This is a genomic window from Chelatococcus sp. YT9, from assembly GCF_018398315.1.
Lineage (GTDB): Bacteria > Pseudomonadota > Alphaproteobacteria > Rhizobiales > Beijerinckiaceae > Chelatococcus.
In genome coordinates, this window is the sequence record NZ_JAHBRW010000001.1 from 1,026,355 (window position 1) to 1,043,079 (window position 16,725).

The 16,725-nt window shown below is 61.2% G+C and carries 17 protein-coding genes; 7 read left to right on the forward strand and 10 right to left on the reverse strand.

Annotated features, from left to right (window positions below):
- Positions 1-11 precede the first annotated feature (11 nt).
- Positions 12-1,214 (reverse strand): tRNA 2-thiouridine(34) synthase MnmA, encoded by a 1,203-nt coding sequence (mnmA, locus tag KIO76_RS04665; RefSeq protein ID WP_213321696.1) that lies wholly within the window; start codon positions 1,212-1,214, stop codon positions 12-14.
- A 468-nt stretch (positions 1,215-1,682) separates the two neighbouring features.
- Between mnmA and sciP the strand changes: the two genes are divergently transcribed.
- Together sciP and KIO76_RS04675 are read left to right on the forward strand one after the other, a co-directional pair.
- Positions 1,683-1,958: a CtrA inhibitor SciP gene (gene sciP, locus KIO76_RS04670; protein WP_110374685.1), complete on the forward strand. Its 276-nt coding sequence runs from the start codon at positions 1,683-1,685 to the stop codon at positions 1,956-1,958.
- A 268-nt stretch (positions 1,959-2,226) separates the two neighbouring features.
- Positions 2,227-2,589, forward strand: coding sequence for a helix-turn-helix domain-containing protein (locus KIO76_RS04675; RefSeq protein WP_213321697.1), 363 nt, complete (start codon positions 2,227-2,229; stop codon positions 2,587-2,589).
- Here the strand turns inward: KIO76_RS04675 and KIO76_RS04680 are convergent.
- From KIO76_RS04680 to KIO76_RS04690, 3 genes are all read right to left on the reverse strand, one after another.
- Positions 2,569-3,399 (reverse strand): class I SAM-dependent methyltransferase, encoded by an 831-nt coding sequence (locus KIO76_RS04680; protein ID WP_291975641.1) that lies wholly within the window; start codon positions 3,397-3,399, stop codon positions 2,569-2,571. The two genes, KIO76_RS04675 and KIO76_RS04680, sit on opposite strands and share 21 nt — an antisense overlap.
- Positions 3,400-3,407: 8 nt before the next feature.
- Positions 3,408-4,373, reverse strand: coding sequence for a lysylphosphatidylglycerol synthase domain-containing protein (locus KIO76_RS04685; RefSeq protein ID WP_213321698.1), 966 nt, complete (start codon positions 4,371-4,373; stop codon positions 3,408-3,410).
- A 305-nt stretch (positions 4,374-4,678) separates the two neighbouring features.
- On the reverse strand, positions 4,679-5,095 hold the full coding sequence (locus tag KIO76_RS04690; protein WP_213321699.1) for a flagellar export protein FliJ: 417 nt from the start codon (positions 5,093-5,095) through the stop codon (positions 4,679-4,681).
- Positions 5,096-5,796: 701 nt separating this feature from the next.
- Between KIO76_RS04690 and ctrA the strand changes: the two genes are divergently transcribed.
- Complete coding sequence (ctrA, locus tag KIO76_RS04695) at positions 5,797-6,498, forward strand: response regulator transcription factor CtrA (RefSeq protein WP_110374681.1); 702 nt, start codon at positions 5,797-5,799, stop codon at positions 6,496-6,498.
- Positions 6,499-6,689: 191 nt separating this feature from the next.
- Here ctrA and KIO76_RS04700 read toward each other — a convergent pair whose 3' ends face one another.
- The 6 genes from KIO76_RS04700 to chpT form a co-directional block, all read right to left on the reverse strand.
- Entirely contained in the window at positions 6,690-7,514 is an 825-nt protein-coding gene (locus KIO76_RS04700) for a CheR family methyltransferase (RefSeq protein WP_213321700.1), read from the reverse strand.
- Positions 7,507-8,592: a chemotaxis protein CheB gene (locus KIO76_RS04705; protein ID WP_213321701.1), complete on the reverse strand. Its 1,086-nt coding sequence runs from the start codon at positions 8,590-8,592 to the stop codon at positions 7,507-7,509. The genes KIO76_RS04700 and KIO76_RS04705 overlap by 8 nt, the downstream gene beginning before the upstream one ends.
- 106 nt (positions 8,593-8,698) lie before the next feature.
- On the reverse strand, positions 8,699-9,064 hold the full coding sequence (locus KIO76_RS04710) for a response regulator (RefSeq protein WP_213321702.1): 366 nt from the start codon (positions 9,062-9,064) through the stop codon (positions 8,699-8,701).
- Positions 9,065-9,094: 30 nt separating this feature from the next.
- The gene (locus KIO76_RS04715; RefSeq protein WP_213321703.1) at positions 9,095-9,601 is read right to left on the reverse strand and encodes a chemotaxis protein CheW; all 507 of its coding nucleotides are present in this window, start codon (positions 9,599-9,601) and stop codon (positions 9,095-9,097) included.
- Positions 9,601-12,111: a hybrid sensor histidine kinase/response regulator gene (locus tag KIO76_RS04720; protein WP_213321704.1), complete on the reverse strand. Its 2,511-nt coding sequence runs from the start codon at positions 12,109-12,111 to the stop codon at positions 9,601-9,603. The genes KIO76_RS04715 and KIO76_RS04720 overlap by 1 nt, the downstream gene beginning before the upstream one ends.
- Before the next feature lie 99 nt (positions 12,112-12,210).
- Positions 12,211-12,855, reverse strand: coding sequence for a histidine phosphotransferase ChpT (gene chpT / locus KIO76_RS04725; protein WP_213321705.1), 645 nt, complete (start codon positions 12,853-12,855; stop codon positions 12,211-12,213).
- 247 nt (positions 12,856-13,102) lie between these two features.
- Here chpT and KIO76_RS04730 point away from each other — a divergent pair, with 247 nt between their 5' ends.
- The 4 genes from KIO76_RS04730 (at position 13,103) to KIO76_RS04745 (ending at position 16,725) form a co-directional block, all read left to right on the forward strand.
- Positions 13,103-13,936 carry a 3'(2'),5'-bisphosphate nucleotidase CysQ family protein gene (locus KIO76_RS04730; protein ID WP_213321706.1) on the forward strand — a complete coding sequence of 278 codons (834 nt, stop codon included), beginning with the start codon at positions 13,103-13,105 and terminating at the stop codon, positions 13,934-13,936.
- Between the two features lie 113 nt (positions 13,937-14,049).
- On the forward strand, positions 14,050-14,655 hold the full coding sequence (locus tag KIO76_RS04735) for a DUF1134 domain-containing protein (RefSeq protein ID WP_213321707.1): 606 nt from the start codon (positions 14,050-14,052) through the stop codon (positions 14,653-14,655).
- 349 nt (positions 14,656-15,004) lie between these two features.
- Positions 15,005-16,144, forward strand: coding sequence for a coiled-coil domain-containing protein (locus KIO76_RS04740; protein WP_213321708.1), 1,140 nt, complete (start codon positions 15,005-15,007; stop codon positions 16,142-16,144).
- Positions 16,145-16,236: 92 nt separating this feature from the next.
- Positions 16,237-16,725 carry a low affinity iron permease family protein gene (locus tag KIO76_RS04745; RefSeq protein ID WP_213321709.1) on the forward strand — a complete coding sequence of 163 codons (489 nt, stop codon included), beginning with the start codon at positions 16,237-16,239 and terminating at the stop codon, positions 16,723-16,725.

The window sequence follows — 16,725 nt, forward strand, 5'->3', positions numbered from 1 at the left end:
TCCTATCCTCGTTATGGCAAGGAACGCGCCGGAGCGGCGTCGGTTCGCAACACCGCCTCGGCCGGGCGGCTGAGACGCTGGGATAGCGGCCTTGCAGCCGCTCGAATTGTACCCCCGCCGAGGACGCGGGCATCCGCGCCCGCGTTGTCATAAAGCACGCAGGCCTGGCCGGGCGCGACGCCCTCCTCGGGATCGAGCAGCGTGACCTCCGCACCGTCGCGCGTCGCGCGCAGCAGGGCCGGCCGCGGCTTGCGCGTCGAGCGCACGCGCGCGGCGACCTCATGAACGGTGTCTTCATCGAGAGGCAGATCGCCCAACCAGTTCATCGCGCTCAGACTAATCGTCCGTGTTGCCAGCAGTTCCCGGGGGCCGACCACGACCTCACCCCGCTCAGCATCCAACTTGACCACGTAAAGCGGCTCCCCGACCGAAAGGCCGAGCCCACGTCTCTGGCCTACCGTGTAATGGATGATGCCATTATGACGCCCGAGAACGCGGCCGTTGTGGTCCACGATCTCACCAGGCGTCACCGCGCCCGGCTTCAGGCGTTCGATCACCTCCGTATAGCGGCCGCTCGGCACGAAGCAGATATCCTGGCTATCCGGCTTTTCAGCTATGGCCAGCCCAAACTGATGCGCCAGCTTGCGCACATCGGGCTTCAGCATACCGCCGAGGGGGAAACGCAGGAAGTCGAGCTGCGCCTGCGTGGTGGCATAAAGGAAATAGCTCTGGTCACGATCAGGATCGGCGGCGCGATAGAGCCCGCGACCACCCTGCGGCATAGGCCGGGTCACGACATAATGGCCCGTTGCCAGCACGTCGGCGCCGAGATCACGGGCGGTCTCAAGGAGTTCGGCAAACTTGATCGAGCGATTGCACTCGACACAGGGAATGGGCGTCTCGCCCGCGAGATAGCTCTCCGCGAAACGCGCCATGACCTCGTCGCGGAAGCGGCTTTCATAGTCCAGCACATAATGGGGAATATCGAGCCGCTCGGCGACGCGCCGCGCATCATGGATATCCTGTCCGGCACAGCACGCGCCACGACGGTGAGTTGCCTCTCCATGATCATAGAGCTGCAGCGTGATGCCAATGACCTCGTAGCCCTGGCTCTTCAAGAGTGCAGCGACTACCGATGAATCTACACCACCCGACATCGCGACCACGACGCGCGTGTCGGCAGGGCTCTTCGGCAGATCGAGACTATTCACCATATCTTGCCTTCAGCGGCGGCTAGCGGTTGTCGGCTGGCCGCCTCGCCTCTGCTTATCACATCTGAACCGATCTTCCACAACGGCCTACTGTCTGCTGCCGTCGTCAGGTGTGCGCTGCCCCAGATGCGAACATGTTATCGCTCCCTGCCGACGGCCACGCACCCTGCTTCCGGTGTTCTATAAGCGCCAACGATCCGGGTTTCCAGAGCTGGGGCGCCGCCTCAGTCCAATTCGCCCCGCAGTGCGGGTTGGGGATAACGGGTCGTTCCAACGCCGGCGAGCGGGCAGGCCGGACAGCGATCGCGGGATTCTCGCACCGGGAAAAATCGACGCAATGATTTGAACCAACCGGCCTCCCGCCGAAATCCCGCCGCAAGTTCCGGAAATAGTTGCGCCTTTAGTCAAATCTTAAGCGCAGCACTCTAGTGTTGGGGATAACAAGGGTTAGTCGATTAGTGTGAGCGTATCATGACCGAACCCCACCGCCCGAGGGTGAAGTACGTCATCGGGCCTGATGGCAGTCCTCTGACGATTGCGGATCTGCCGCCCTCGAATACGAAGCGATGGGTTATCCGTCGCAAAGCAGAAGTCGTAGCCGCTGTGCGAGGTGGCCTCCTCAGTCTCGACGAGGCATGCCAACGCTATACACTGACTGTCGAGGAATTCCTCGGCTGGCAGGAATCTATCGATCGCCATGGCTTGGCCGGATTGCGCACCACGCGCATTCAGCACTACCGTCAATAGCGCCCCCTCTCTTGAGAAGCGGGGGCTGCGAACCATCCGAGCGATTCGCATAACCATAAGTACCGGATGGCTCGCTGCGTCGCAAGGAACTTGCCGGGCAGAACTCATGAAAATCCCTGACCACGCGGCATTTTCGTGCCGTGCGGTTGGCTCGACGCCTGCGTCAATGGTCAACGGTCTGTCGCGAGACAGCTGTTAACCAAACCATAACCATGCCCCACCGATTGTTGTCGCTCGATGTGAAGCCGAGCGTGACGGGGGTTTGTAGGTGCCATTGGCGTCAGTAGGGTCATCATGGGGCACGGGCGCAGGCCGCGGCCCATTCAGCGGAACGGCTTCCAAACTGGCGCGAGGCGACCGGCAGGAAGACCACCCCTTCGTCGGCGCAACAGTCGCCGAGGTCGAGCAGGGGCTTATCCTTGCCACGCTCGATTATTGCGACGGCAACCGCACGTCGGCCGCCAAGATCCTCGGCATTTCGCTGCGAAGTCTGCACAACAAGCTGACGAGCTATAACGCCGCCGGCATGAGCGTTCCCGCGCCGCGACCGCGCGCGCTGAACACCCTCCTACCAAAATCAGTCAACGCGGTTGCCGATAACGACCCGGGATCACCGCTTGCGCAGCCATAAGCTGGTTTCATGTGCGCCGGACGGCAGAGGCAGCCGCGCAAGCGCGGTATCGCTGACGGAGGCTGCCATCCGCGTTGCCACATAATGGCTTGCGAACACGATCTCATAACTCCCGCCCTGGATCAGGGCTCCAACGACGAGTTGCTCATTGTAGCCGCGCCAATCCCATTCCGCCGGATAAGCATCGGGCAGGAACACGTCGTGGATGTGTACGACGACACCCGGGGCAAGGCGCGGTAGGATGTCCAAAAAGAGGCGATCGACATCGCCCCCCGGCATCGCCACGTGGCTCGAGTCGATGAAGAGGATGTCGCCTGCCTCCAGACCAGTGATCAACTCGAGACCAATGTCCTCGACGACCTTGGCGTGATGGGTGATCGGCAAGGCCTTGATACTCGCGCGCGGTGCGGGATCGATGGCCGTTATGCGCGCCGGTAAGCCACCGTCACCGACGGCGCGCGCCAGAAAACGCGTTGAATGGCCGGAGCCGATCTCGATAATCCGGTTCGGTCGGAGGGTGCGGACAAGGGCGTAGGCCGCGGCTGCGTCAAGGCGGGGAAACCACATCTGCCCCCAGCGCAAGCCTTCACCTTCGGCAGGGATGGCAGCGAGTGACGCGGCGTGATGCTCAATATCCCTGAGCACCGCCTCAAATTGTGCTTCGGCCGCGACGAAGAGAGGCTCGAGCGCCGCATAAGTCTCCCGCCGCGCTGGCCGCGCATAGCGATACGGAATGAAATAACCGCTGCGGGCCAACCCCGTGAGGGTCAGCAATCCAAGCCAGGAACGCCTGAGTCGTCGCCCGCGCACGTGGTCGATCAGGCTCTGTCGATGGGACTGCGCGCCAAGCGATCCTGCATGGTCTTGGCCAGTCGCGAGCGCTCGAAGAGTATGACGACAACCGTCGAGAAGGCGAGCGGGATCAGGAGGTAGAGCAGGCGGAACACGAGAAGGGCGGCCAGCACATCTGTCTGGTTCATCTCGGGCATCGCGCTGATGAAAACGAACTCGAGCACGCCAAGTCCGCCGGGCGCGTGGGAGATGAGAGCGGCCGAGAACGAGGCGAGGAAAACGCCAAGCACAATGAAGAAGCCGGGATTGCCGGCCTCCGGCAGGGCGAAATAGATGATGCCCGCCGCGCCGATCAGCTCAAGCGGAGCGGCAAACAGCTGGCGCACCGTGATCCTCAGACGCGGATAATAGATGGAGAACTGACCGATCTTGACCGGCTTGAACTCCTTCCACGATCCGAGAACATAAAGCGCGACCAACACAAGCATGCCGACGCCGATCAGGCGTGCTGTCCAGACCGGGACATCGAACAGCCGCAGCACCACATCCGGCTCTCCAACCAGCACGAGGCCGCCGAGCAGCACGGTTCCAAGCGCAAAGGTGAAGGAACAAAGCGCGACCAGGACGCCAATCTCGGCCACCGACAGTCCCATCGTGCCATAGGCGCGGAACCGTACCATGGCCCCTGAGAGCACCGAGGCGCCGATATTGTGCGAGAGCGCGTAGGTGGTGAAGGAAACCAGGGAGATCACAAGCCACGAGAGCTTGCGGCCAAGATGCAAAAGAGCAATTCGGTCGTACCAGGCAAGCGCGCCATAGGCCACGATCGTCGCCCCGACCGCGAGAACCCAGCGGTGGATCGGAATGGCCGCCACGCTCGCCACGACCTCGCTCGCCGAGATGTCTTTCAGCTCCCGATAGAGAAGCCAAAACGAAAACACAACCGCGAGTAGGCCGATAACGGGCCAGACATACTCAAGCGTCTTCTTCATGGACTCACGATGCCAGCTCTCTGTCCCCTGCCCGGTGCTGACATGTCATCTCATGCTCAACGCCGTATGTTTCCTGGCATCTGTGCCCGAGCCGATCCTCCCCCGCAAGCTGTTCTTACGTCGCGGCTGTCAAAAAAAGCGACAGACCAGACATGGCGCCCCGCACATGCCCCTAAATGATGCGGCGCTGAGGATGAACCACCCCTCGCCACCGCAGCATGGGCTCCATGCGACGTGGAACGCAGCGATCGGGCTGCAGCTGGGATAGCCGCAGCCGGCGGCAACCGGCATCGGAATTTCAAAGGTCAGAAGCTGGCGGTCGAGCCCGCCGGGAACGTTTTCGCTTCAAAGACCGCTTGATCGCGCGGTGCTTCTGAAGTGCGAAACCGAACCTGCTCGCGGTCCTCCAGCTGCTCCGCCTTCGTAAGATCCGCCGTTGCCGCATCCATGTCAGACTTCGCTTCGCTGAGCTGCTCCTGCAACTCGTCCGCAGAACGGCGAAGATTGTCGCGACGTTGGGCCGCCGCTTTCGCGTAAGTCGGATAGGCGAAGTGATTCTGGTCAGTGATACCCGCGCGGCTTTCCTCGCTCGCGATTTCTCGCTCGAGATCCGACGCGACGCGCGTGAATTCGGCGATCATCATCTCGATCTGCATGACGCGCCGACGCTTTTCATCGACTTGGAAGCGCTTGAGGCGCACCAGGCTTTCCCGCGGTTTCATTGCCGAAAGACTCCTTGAAAACGCATACTGCGCACCCGCGGCGCGCCCAAGCGCACCACAGAATGGCCACCATCAGCATTACTCAAGGAAGTTGATTGAATGTTACCTTTCCGGGCGCGCGAAGGCCTTTACTGGCCTTCAAGAGCCTGCCGCCTGGCCATAGCCGCAGCATCTCCGCGCAAAAGCCGCTCTCCGCTTAGGGTGCCGCTAAGGCGTTGTAGGAGAAGCACACCTCCGCGCAAGCTTGTCAGCTCATCTTCCATCGGCATGGGGCAAGAGGCTATGGTCCCCCAGTCGGTCCCTTAATTTTTTCAGCTTCAATTAGCTCGTGTTCATATTTGTTGCGCCGTCGTCAACCTTTCATTTACCTGCATCGTTAAGAGTATTCTCAGCGTTCGAGATGCTGCGAAGCGGTGCGATGAACGAACCGCTTGAGTCACTTAATCCAATTTCTTCAACCATGGCGCGAACAGGATGCAAGCCCAAAACGAGCTCAACATCAACGTTCTGCGTTGGTTAATGGAAGTTTCGGCTGATGGTGCTTGCGCGATGGAATTAGGTTTTGTTATCCATTTACGAGTAGCGTCGCGAGTCGGATTAAAGTGGGAGATTGGGCGTGCACTCCGCCCTGTTCCGGGAGCTGCGTTAACGCATCGGGACTTGGCCGGTGAGGCCGGTGGAGCGAGGTTGGGGATCTGACAATGCGCGTACTGCTTATCGAAGATGACAGCGCTACGGCGCAGAGCATCGAACTGATGCTCAAGTCTGAGAACTTTAACGTCTACACGACCGATCTCGGCGAAGAAGGCGTCGATCTCGGCAAGCTGTATGATTACGATATCATCCTTCTGGATCTCAACTTGCCCGACATGTCAGGCTATGAGGTCCTGCGCAGCCTGCGTGTGGCGAAGGTCAAGACGCCTATCCTCATCCTCTCCGGCCTCGCCGGCATCGAGGACAAGGTGAAGGGTCTCGGGTTCGGCGCTGATGACTATCTGACCAAGCCCTTTCACAAGGACGAACTCGTCGCGCGTATTCACGCGATTGTCCGGCGTTCGAAGGGTCATGCACAGTCGGTCATTAACACGGGCGACCTGGTGGTCAATCTGGACACCAAGACGGTCGAGGTCGGACAGAACCGTGTTCACCTGACGGGCAAAGAGTACCAGATGCTTGAGCTGCTCAGTCTCCGCAAGGGGACTACGCTCACCAAGGAGATGTTCCTCAATCATCTCTACGGAGGGATGGACGAGCCCGAACTCAAGATCATCGACGTGTTCATTTGTAAGCTCCGCAAGAAGCTGGCAAATGCGTCGAGCGGTAAAAACTATATCGAGACCGTCTGGGGACGCGGCTATGTGCTGCGCGAACCCAATGAGGTCGAGGAGCGTCTCGCGGTCTGATCGAGGCAGCCTCTCTACGCCCTCGACCAAGCTCCAGCTTCCTCAGTAGACGCGGGTGCGAGAGAGCCCCAGCGATCCGGAGGCTGGTTCTCTTCGCTCCTGCGTAATCGTACGCAATCAAAAAATGTATGCGTTCGGTCTTCAGCCCCGCCTCTGGCGGGGCTTTTTGTTGGGCCGGCCTGATTGCGCGATCACGCGTGACGGCAGTCTGCGCGGCAGTAGATTCCTTTCAAACCTGCATCGGCGACCACGTCCTCCGACAGGCCTAATGGGGTCTCCACACCGCCCAGAATGAGATTGCCGTCCTTGGCGAGCCGCGCAACGACCCGCTCGAGCACATCGCGCTTGGCTCGGTCGTCGAGATACATCAGTACGTTACGACAGAGAATGAGGTCGAATGTACCGAGCGCGCTGAAGTCATCCAGCAGATTCATGCAAGAAAAATTCACCGTTGACGTCAAGTCAGCATTGATCTGCCACAGATCGCCGACTTGAGTGAAATGCTTGAGGAGCATCTGGATAGGAAGTCCACGCTGCACCTCGAAATGCGTGTACAACCCCTTACGGCCGCGCTCCAGAGCGACTTCCGACAGATCCGTGGCCATGATGTCAACCGTCCAGCCGTCAAGCCGCTGTGCCAAGCCAGCGAGCATCATGGCGATTGAATAGGCCTCCTGGCCCGTCGATGCGGCGGCGGACCAAATGCGCAGGCGTCGAGTAGAAGCCCGCGCATCCATGAGTCGGGGAAGCACGGTGTCATGGATTTGGGCGAAGAGCGCCTTGTCCCGGAAAAAGAAGGTCTCCTGGATCACCATGGCCTCGACGACAGCTGATTCGATCTCAGGATGAGCACCGGTGCGCAGGATGGCGATGACCTCGACAGGATCGCTCAGGCCGAAGCGCCTGCACACCGCAGGTAGGCGGCTCTTGGCGAGATAATGGCCGTCGCTGTTCAGCACCATGCCTGACCGCGCGCGCAGGAAGGCACTGAGAAACTGATAATCCGCTTCAGTCATGGCGCAACACGTCCGGCCAGTACCGCCGCGCGGCTGCCGCGATCTCATCGAGCGGCACGACCGCGGAGGCAAGGCCCGCCCGGGCCACGCTACCCGGCATTCCCCAGACGGTGCTTGTCGCCTCATCCTGGACCAGGATCGGCGCACCGGCGGCGGACAAGGCGGTAGCTCCACGCAGCCCATCCTGGCCCATTCCCGTGAGAATGATCGAGAGAACGGCCGAACCGTAGACTTCAGCCGCGTCGGTAAGCAGAAGATCTGCCGATGGCTTGCAGGAGTTGACCGGAGGACCGTCGTCGAGCCAAGCGACGATATTCCTTCCCGCCTTCCTCAAGCGCAGATGCCGGTGTCCAGGCGCCACATAGACGGCGCCGGAGCGGATATGTTCGCCGCTGGCAACCTCCGACGCCCTGCTGTCGCAAAGGGCTCCAATCTGGCTCGCGAGCCCGGCGATCAGGATTGTCGGCATGTGCTGGAGAATAATGATCGGAACGCTCCGCACGAGCGCAGGGCCGAGTTCGCGCATGACGACCGCAAGCGCCTGCGGGCCCCCGGTCGAGGCGCTGATGATGATGCATCGTGGAGGGGCGTTGATGGCTTCGGGGCGGCGCAGGTTTGGAATCACCATTCGCGTCCGTTCTCGCGGGCTCGCAGCAACCGTCTTGATCTTTTCAAGAAGCGCTTGGACAAAATAATCGCGGGTCTCCCGCGCGGCCTTTCCGCGGGCGCGCGCTGGCAAGGTGATGCTAGCGGCCGCACCACGTGACAGGCAGCGCAGGCTGAGATCGGCGCTCTGCGGCGTGTCGACAACCATGACAATCACCGCAACGGCAGGCTTCACCGCGAGTATCAGTTGAAGCCCCGCCATTCCGTCGAAGGTGCCGGATGTCACATCCAGCAGCACGACATGTGGATCGAGCAGATCGAGCTCATCGAGTACGCCGCTGGTGGTCGGAAAATGGGCGACGACATTGACGGTCGGGCGCAGGTGCTCGATCGACGCTTCGTCGAATACCGTCATCGCACCAATGACGACGACCCTTGTTGCGCCTTCGGACTTTCGCTGACTGCTCGGCATCCCCCCTCCGCATATGCCGCGGGCTGCCAGGTTGAAGCGCATGGCGCTGACAGGAGCCCTCCCCACGGGCGACATTGAACGGTACGGCTAGCCCCGTCGCCTTTGGTTAGACAAGCCCTACCTCATGAAACTTTGCCGCGACAATTTCTTTGTCGAAGGGCTTCATGATGTACTCGTCCGCTCCGGCCTCCATGGCCCTGGCGATGTGCTCGACGTTGCTCTCAGTGGTGCAGAACACGACCTTTGGGAGACTGCCTCCTGGCATCTGGCGCAGATGTCCCAGAAATTCGTAGCCATCCATGACAGGCATGTTCCAGTCCAAAAGCACCGCCTCGGGCATGTCGCGTTCGCACACGGCAAGCGCCTTCGCGCCGTCCTCCGCCTCTGAGATACGGAACTCAAGTGCCTCCAGGATCCGGCGCGCCACTTTTCTTATAACCGCCGAGTCATCGACGATGAGACAGTGCTTCATGATGTGGCGCCCTTGAAGCGGCGATTCGCATTAGAGACCAGTGTTATCATTGGAGAAGGCCAGCACGGAACTCACATTCAGAATGACGAGCAGGCAATCGTCGAGGCTATGCACGCCGGTCGACAGGCTGGCCCAGCGCGTATCCAGATGAAATGGCGTCGGAGCAGCGGTATCAGGCATGAGATTCAGCACCTCTCCGATGCGGTCGACAATCACTCCGTAGGATTCACCGTCCGCCTCGATCCCAATCGCGATCATTCGCTCGCGGTCGGCAGGCTCAGGCAACCCGAGCTGCCAGCGCAGACTGACCGCCGTCACAACACGCCCGCGCAGGTTCACCAGCCCCAAAATCTGCGGCGGCGCCAAGGGCACCGGTGTCATCGACTGAATTATGAACACGTCTCGGACATCGGCGATGGGGATGCCGAAAAGCTGATCGGCAACCCATGCCGTGACATACTGGACGTGCTTGTCCTGCTGTTCGATCGCAGGGGCCTGTGCCGTGCCCCGATCAGGCGAATGCTTGGCGATCGCCATTATGCCGCCACTCCGCGGCTGCGGGCATTGAGGATGGCACTTAGCGCCTCCACAAGCCCGCTGCGATCGAACTTGGCTACGAAATTCACAACACCCAACTTGCGCGCCCGCTCAACTATCGGCGGGCTGACATAAGATGACAAGGCGATGACGGGAAGCCCTGCGAAGCGCGGCTCGGCCCGGAGGCTCTCGATAAGATCGAAGCCGCTCCTGTCCGGCATCTCGAGATCCGTGACCACGACGTCCACAAGGCGCGGGAGTGCGAGGGTGGCAAGGGCTCCCTCGACCCCGTCAGCGACGAGCACGCGATAACCGGAAGCGCGCAGCAGGGGCGCGAGCATGCTGCGGAAAAATTCGGAATCATCCACCAGGAGAACCGTTCGCGTCACGGCCTCGGGAGTGACCTCGCGCTGCAGCCAGTCTCCATGGCCGAGCGGCAGGAAATGCGCAACGTTCAGAATCTCGGTCGCGCGGCCGCGGACGATCGCGGAGCCAACCAGCTCCGGCCGGTCCGCGACGAGTTCAACGGTGAGTTCATCCTCAACGATATCGAGAATCTCGTCGACGATGAGCCCCATCCAACGATCCCCGTCGGAGAAGACCACCATCGCCTGCCGCCCCTCCTTTTGCAGGCTCATGGCGGGATCGGCGAAAACGAGAGGCATGAGATGGCCGCGATACTGAAGCAGCATCCGCCCGCCGGCCTGCTCGATACGCGCCGCATCGATCTCCTCAAGGCGGGTGACAAGGGACAGGGGGACTGCCTTCGGCATGTCGCTCCCAGCCCGGAAGACGAGCAGGGAGACCGGGCCGTCGACCTCATCCTCGATCTTCTGCGGCTCGGGATCGGGCCGCGCCTCGATCGTCGGAACGGCGCTTTCAGCGAAATCCTCGAACATTCGTACAAGGCCACCCGGCTCGACGATGAGAATGATGCTCCCGTCGCCCAGAATGGTGCTGCCGGAGAAGCAGCGCAGGTTGCGCAGCCGTTTGTTCAGCGGCTTCACAACGATTTCTTCGGTGTGCAGCACCGTATCGACGAGCAGGCCGAAACGTTGCCGGCCGATCTGGATCACGACGATGAAGCCGTCGTGCGTGATCGCCTGATCCTTGGCGGTGAGGCCAAGAAGGGTCGCAAAAGGAATGACCGGGATGAGCTCGTTGCGCTGCCGGAACACCAACGCATCGTTCAGCTTTTCGACGGAGGCATCGCCTTGGCCGGGCCGTACACGCACCAGCTCCATGATCGACATCTGGGGTATGGCGAAGCGCTGACCGGCCGCGCCAACGATGAGCGTCGCGACAATGGCGAGCGTCAGCGGAAGCTTGACCACGAAGGTGGTCCCCCGCCCTGCTTCCGAACGCACCTCAACAGACCCGCCGATCAGATCGATATTGGTCTTGACGATATCCATGCCGACCCCACGACCGGAGACCGACGTGACGGCCTGCGCCGTCGAAAAGCCCGGATGAAAAATGAAGCGGGCAACCGCGGCATCCCCGAGCCGCTCAGCCTCAGCCTCGGTGATCAGCCCGCGCTCGATGGCGATGCGCCGAATGCGCTGGTAGTCCAGACCCCGGCCGTCGTCCGAAACCTCGACGGTAATCGAACCGCCATCATGAAAGGCCGACAACGTGATCGTTCCACGCTCGGGCTTGCCGGCCTTAAGCCGCGCTGCGGGCGTTTCGATGCCGTGGTCAGCCGCATTGCGCACCAACTGCGTCAGCGGATCCTTGACGAATTCCAGCACCTGCCGGTCAAGCTCCGTCTCAGGACCACGCAGCTTGAGATCGATGCTCTTGCCGAGGTCGACCGCGAGATCGCGGAGGATGCGGGGCATCTTCTGCCACACCGTGCCTATGGGCTGCATGCGCGCCTTCATCACGCCTTCCTGCAGTTCCACGGTCACATGCGACAACCGCTGCAGGGGAACCATCAAGGCCGGGTCATCCTGGCGCCGGGCAAGATCGAGCAGCTGGTTGCGGGTCAGCACGAGTTCCGAAACCATCGTCATCAGATGCTCGAGCACGTCCACCGTTACGCGGATGGTCGGCTGGCGCAGCGATCCGCGATCGCCTTCCGGCGAGGCCTCTGCCACGGATGCGAGGCGAGCGACCCGTTCGTCCTGCTGGGGCCTACTCAGGCTGCCTTCGAGCTGATCGATGATATCCCGATCTGTGCCGGGAGGCTCGGCGGCGGTGCGGTCGAGCTCTGCGACGATGTGCTTGATACGATCAATGCTGGCGAGGATGAGCGAGACGTCTTCAGGCTGCACTTCAACCTTGCCGTCACGGAAACGACCGAGCAGGGATTCCGCCGCGTGGGCGATCGCCTCCAGACGGGGCAGTCCAAGAAAACCGCACGTGCCCTTGATGGTATGAACGAGACGAAAAACGTTGCGAAGAACATCGATGTCGTTCGGATCGCGCTCGAAGCGAACAAGCTCGACGTCGACAATGTCGAGATGCTCGTTCGTCTCAGTCAGAAACTCACGCAGGAGTTCGTCCATCACGCCAACCCGGACCTTCACGCCTCAACAGGGCGTGCACGCATACTAGCATGCACAGTTTGACGGCCAACGGTTGACGATCGGTTGCGAAAGGCTGGCTCAGGCGGCCGGCGCAGCCTTCAACGTCACGGTTTCGTCGTCGATGGAGAAGGCAATTTCCATGTTGGCCGCCTTGGCCACGAGCCCCGTGTAAAACGCCTGAATACCATGGGCGTCGACGGTACCATCCGCCGAATGTCCGCCGATGAGCTCCTCCGCATGGGTCGGGATGCGGGCGCTGCGTCCCGTCGCCGTGAGGAGGAAAGTCGTGGTCTCATCCGCGCCCTCGACCTTCACGTCGATGCGCCCGCCGCGTGGGATGGCGTTCGTGGCCACCAAGATAAGGTTGAGCAGGAGCTTCACCTTGTTCTTAGGCATCAGTACGCGGACGGCCTCCCAGGTAAGCGACAGCTTGTCATCCTGGATGAAGCCCTTGGCTACCTGCTCTGCATCGCCGAGATCAATGGAAGCCCCCGCCGAGCCGGCTGCGCCAAATGCGAGCCGCGCAAACTGGAGGCGCGCGGACGCCTGCCGCGCGCTCTTGCGGATGAGATCAAGCGCGAATTCCTTCATGGACGCATCGTCTTCGTCCTCCAGCACCTCGAGGCCGTTGACGATCGCGCCGACCGGACTGATCACATCATGGCAAACACGACTGCACAGCAGAGCAGCAAGATCGAGGGCATCCAACGAGATAGAATTCATCCACAGCTCCGCCCCAGGTCAGAATCACTCGGCTCATCCGCCTAGACCCGGTTGGGTTTTGATACACCGCCTTGCCGCTCCTTGGAAGCTGGCGGCCTGGATCCGTGACCCAAGATCTCACGCAGAAAGTCAGCCTTTGGTATTTTGGGGTATGTTTGGATTGCTCTTGCGCGTAGGAGAGCATGGTGCCGGCTAAGATGATGCCCTGGCAGCGTTTCGTTCAGTGCGATGTTCAAAGGCGAAGACCGTGTTGCATATCGACCATAGCGAGCCGGACGCGCTCGCCGCCTTCCTCGGCCGCATAGCGCTTTCGGGGGGTGCCGCCATAGCCGAGGCGTCCAAGGCAAGTCTCAATGTCAACACGAAGGATGACGGAAGCCCCTGCACCGCGGCTGACGAAGCGGCCGAGGCCGTCATCGTGGCCGCTCTCCGGCGGGATGCGCCTGCTTGCAGCATCGTCTCTGAGGAAAGCGCCCAGGCGGGCACGCCGCTGGAAACATCCTTCTTCGTCGTTGATCCCCTCGATGGAACCCGCGACTTCATCGCTGGCGAGACAGATTTCTCCGTGAACATCGCGGCGGTTCGCGGCGGCCGCCCGATCGCCGGTGCGGTCTTTGCCCCGCGCCTTGGACAGCTCTATATCGGCGGCACGCGCGCCTATGCGATGACCGTAGCGGCCGGCGGGCCCATGCCAACCGAGGCGCATTGGCGGCCAATCAGGACGCGACCTGCGCCGACCTCTGGGCTCGTCGCCCTCGCGAGCCGCCGTCATGGGGATGCCGAAAGCGAGGCGTTGCTCTCACGCCTGCCGGTGCGGGCGGTGGAACGGCGCGCCTCGGCGCTGAAATTCTGTCTCGTGGCCAGCGGGCAGGCCGATATCTATCCCCGCTTTGGTCCAACGAAGGAATGGGACACCGCTGCCGGAGAAGCCATTCTGCTCGCGGCCGGCGGCTGTATGCTGGCGCCCGACGGCAGCCACCTTACCTATGGTCACGCGGAGCGCGCCTTCCTCAACGGCGCCTTCATCGCGTTTGGCGATCCTGCGCTCACTCCGCATGTGCTGCAGCCCACAGCGCGATGATCCGGCCCTATGACAGACATTGTTAAGCATAACTGTCCATGGTTGTGATTCTGTCGGGTGCGGTGCTGATGCCGTGCCGACGCGTTGATGTGTGCACGAGTGAGGAGAAGCCCATGTCGCGATTCTACAGCCTGGTGATGGCCGGCTTCGTTGCCATCGTCCTGGCCGTCGCGGGCCACATCCCTAGCGCCGCGGCCCAGGGCGGCGGCTACAGCGGGCCCAGCCAGCAGGCGCCGGAGACCTTCAGTCCGGATGAGCTCGTCACCTCCGGCCATAAGTTTTTCGGAAATGTCTCCCGGGGTATCGCGCTTACGATTCAGGAGGCTACACGTCGTTGGGGCCAGCCCAACGGCTATATCCTGGGACAGGAAGGGTCTGGCGCGTTCTTTGGCGGCCTGCGCTACGGCGAAGGCATTCTCTACACGCGCAACGCGGGAGATCGCCGCGTTTTCTGGCAAGGGCCCTCGCTGGGCTTTGACATCGGAGGCGACGGCGCGCGCACGATGATGCTCGTCTACAACCTTCCCGCGGTGGACGCGATCTTCGAACGGTTCGCCGGCATCAATGGCTCGGCTTATCTCGTTGCCGGCTTCGGCATGACCGCTCTGACGAACAACGGTATCATCATCGTGCCGATTAAATCGGGCGTGGGCGCGCGTCTCGGCGTCAATCTCGGCTATGTGAAATTCACCCCTAACGCCACCTGGAATCCATTCTGACCCGTAGTCTCAAACGTTAGCCGCCATTATCGTGAAGCCCCGGGAATAAAGCTGATGCCCTGCATCACGCAGGGTTTTGGCCAAGTGCGCTCGCGTTGCGAGTTCGTTGGCCTGGTATTGAGGCGCCCAAAAACCTATAGATGCAATACCATTATTGTGCAACCATGGCGCTTGTTGCCGCGTTCCCCGGGTGACGATCGCTGCTGGTATTGTACGGTTCGCATCGCAATTGATCGTGAGTGCGCCCCTGGGACAATGCCTGTCGTCAAGAATGTTTTATCCATTTGTTTTTAGCAGATATTCTCATTGAGATATTCGCCTCCGGAACCAGGGATCTACGATGATCGAAATGGCGAAGGTCGAAGCAGCCATGCTCTTCGCCTTGGGCTTCCTGGCCGCTGCCCTGCTGGTGGCGATGCTCTTGCCGGCTTTCAACCGCCGGGCGCAGCGGCTGATACGACGCCGGCTGGAATCCCAGCTTCCCTTGACGCGTCAGGAAATCTTTGCAGAGCGGGACCATTTGCGCGCTGAGTTCGCGGTGGCCGTGCGCCGGCTGGAACGCGAAACGGACAAGCAACGCGCGCTTTATGCCGCGAGCCAAGCAGCGCTCACCGAGCGCAACAAGGTGGTCATCAATCTGGAAGATGCGCTCGCAAAAAGTGAGCAAGAGCTGGAGGCTACCAAGAACCTTCTGCAGGAAGCGCGCAACACTGACGCCAGCGCCGAGATCTACCAGAAGCAGACGATCATTTCGGAGCTCGAGCGCGTCCTGCGCGACACCCGCTTTACCGTGACCGAACGCGAGGCCGCGATTGCCGCGCTCGATGCGAAGATCCAGGACCTGATGCTCGAACTCGATCGTCGACGCATCACCGTCGTGGAGCTTGAGACGCGCAATGAAGCTTCAGCCCTGCGCAAGCAGGAAGCGGAAAAACTGGCCGCAAGCGCCCGCGATGAGCTTGCTGCCATGCAGAAGCGCGCCGAGACTGCTGAAAAGAAGCTCGCCGCGGAAAAGGAAAAATCGCAGAACCTCTCACGCAAAGTGTCGGAAATCACGTTGCGGCAGGACAACCAGAACTCTCTTGTCGAGATGTTCGAGGCCAACGAGATCGAATTTGCGGCCAAGCTAACAGAGGCGACCGTTGCCTCCGCGCGGCTCCGCACCACGATCGAGGAACGCGAGGCGACGATCGCCCAAGCCGAAGCCCGCATCGCGGAACTTGAAGCGCAGGTCGCCAGTCAAGCTGCGATCGACGCGCCTGTGGCGCCCAAGGGGCGGAAGGCGAAAACGGCCGCCAATGCCACCACCGTCAACGGAAGCATCGACACTGGGCTTGTTACGGAAACCGCGAAGCTGCGCGAACGGATTGAGGAGATCGGCGAGACGTTCTTGGCGCTCGATTCACCGAAGCCGAAAGCCGCTCCTCGCCCGAAGCGATCAACAGCGGCACGCTCCGGTGCTCAACAGACACGAGATAGCGGAACCTGAAGCGCAGCATAGCGGTTATTTCGTGAGAACGGAGCGCCTTGTCACCATAAATCATGGTGCGGAGCCCGGATGCTTGACACGAGAACACCTCCATGCCGCAAAACGGTCCGCAGGCCCGGGCTCATTCCAACTGGTTCGGTCATTTCGCTTCGAAGACGGCACGCCTCGCGGGCAGCCCCGCCGCCTTCGCCTCCGCCTGCATCATCGTGGTGATCTGGGCTGTATCAGGCCCATTCCTCGGCTTTTCCGAGGTCTGGCAGCTGACCATCAACACGGGCACGACCATCATCACCTTTCTCATGGTGTTCATCATCCAGAACACCCAGAACCGTGATGCTCAGGCCATGCACATCAAACTGGACGAGTTGATCCGCGCTACAACCCGGGCCCAGAATTCCCTGCTCGATCTCGAGGAACTGTCGGAGAAGGAGCTGGACGACTTCCGCGATCACTACGAAAAGCTGGCCGAGAAGGCACGCCGCAGCGGCGTCTCCGTAACGGAAGCGTTAGAACGAGCCGAGAAGGAAGCGCAAGCTGCCGAATCGGAGCTGAAACGACCCGGCAGGCACGCATCAGGATAG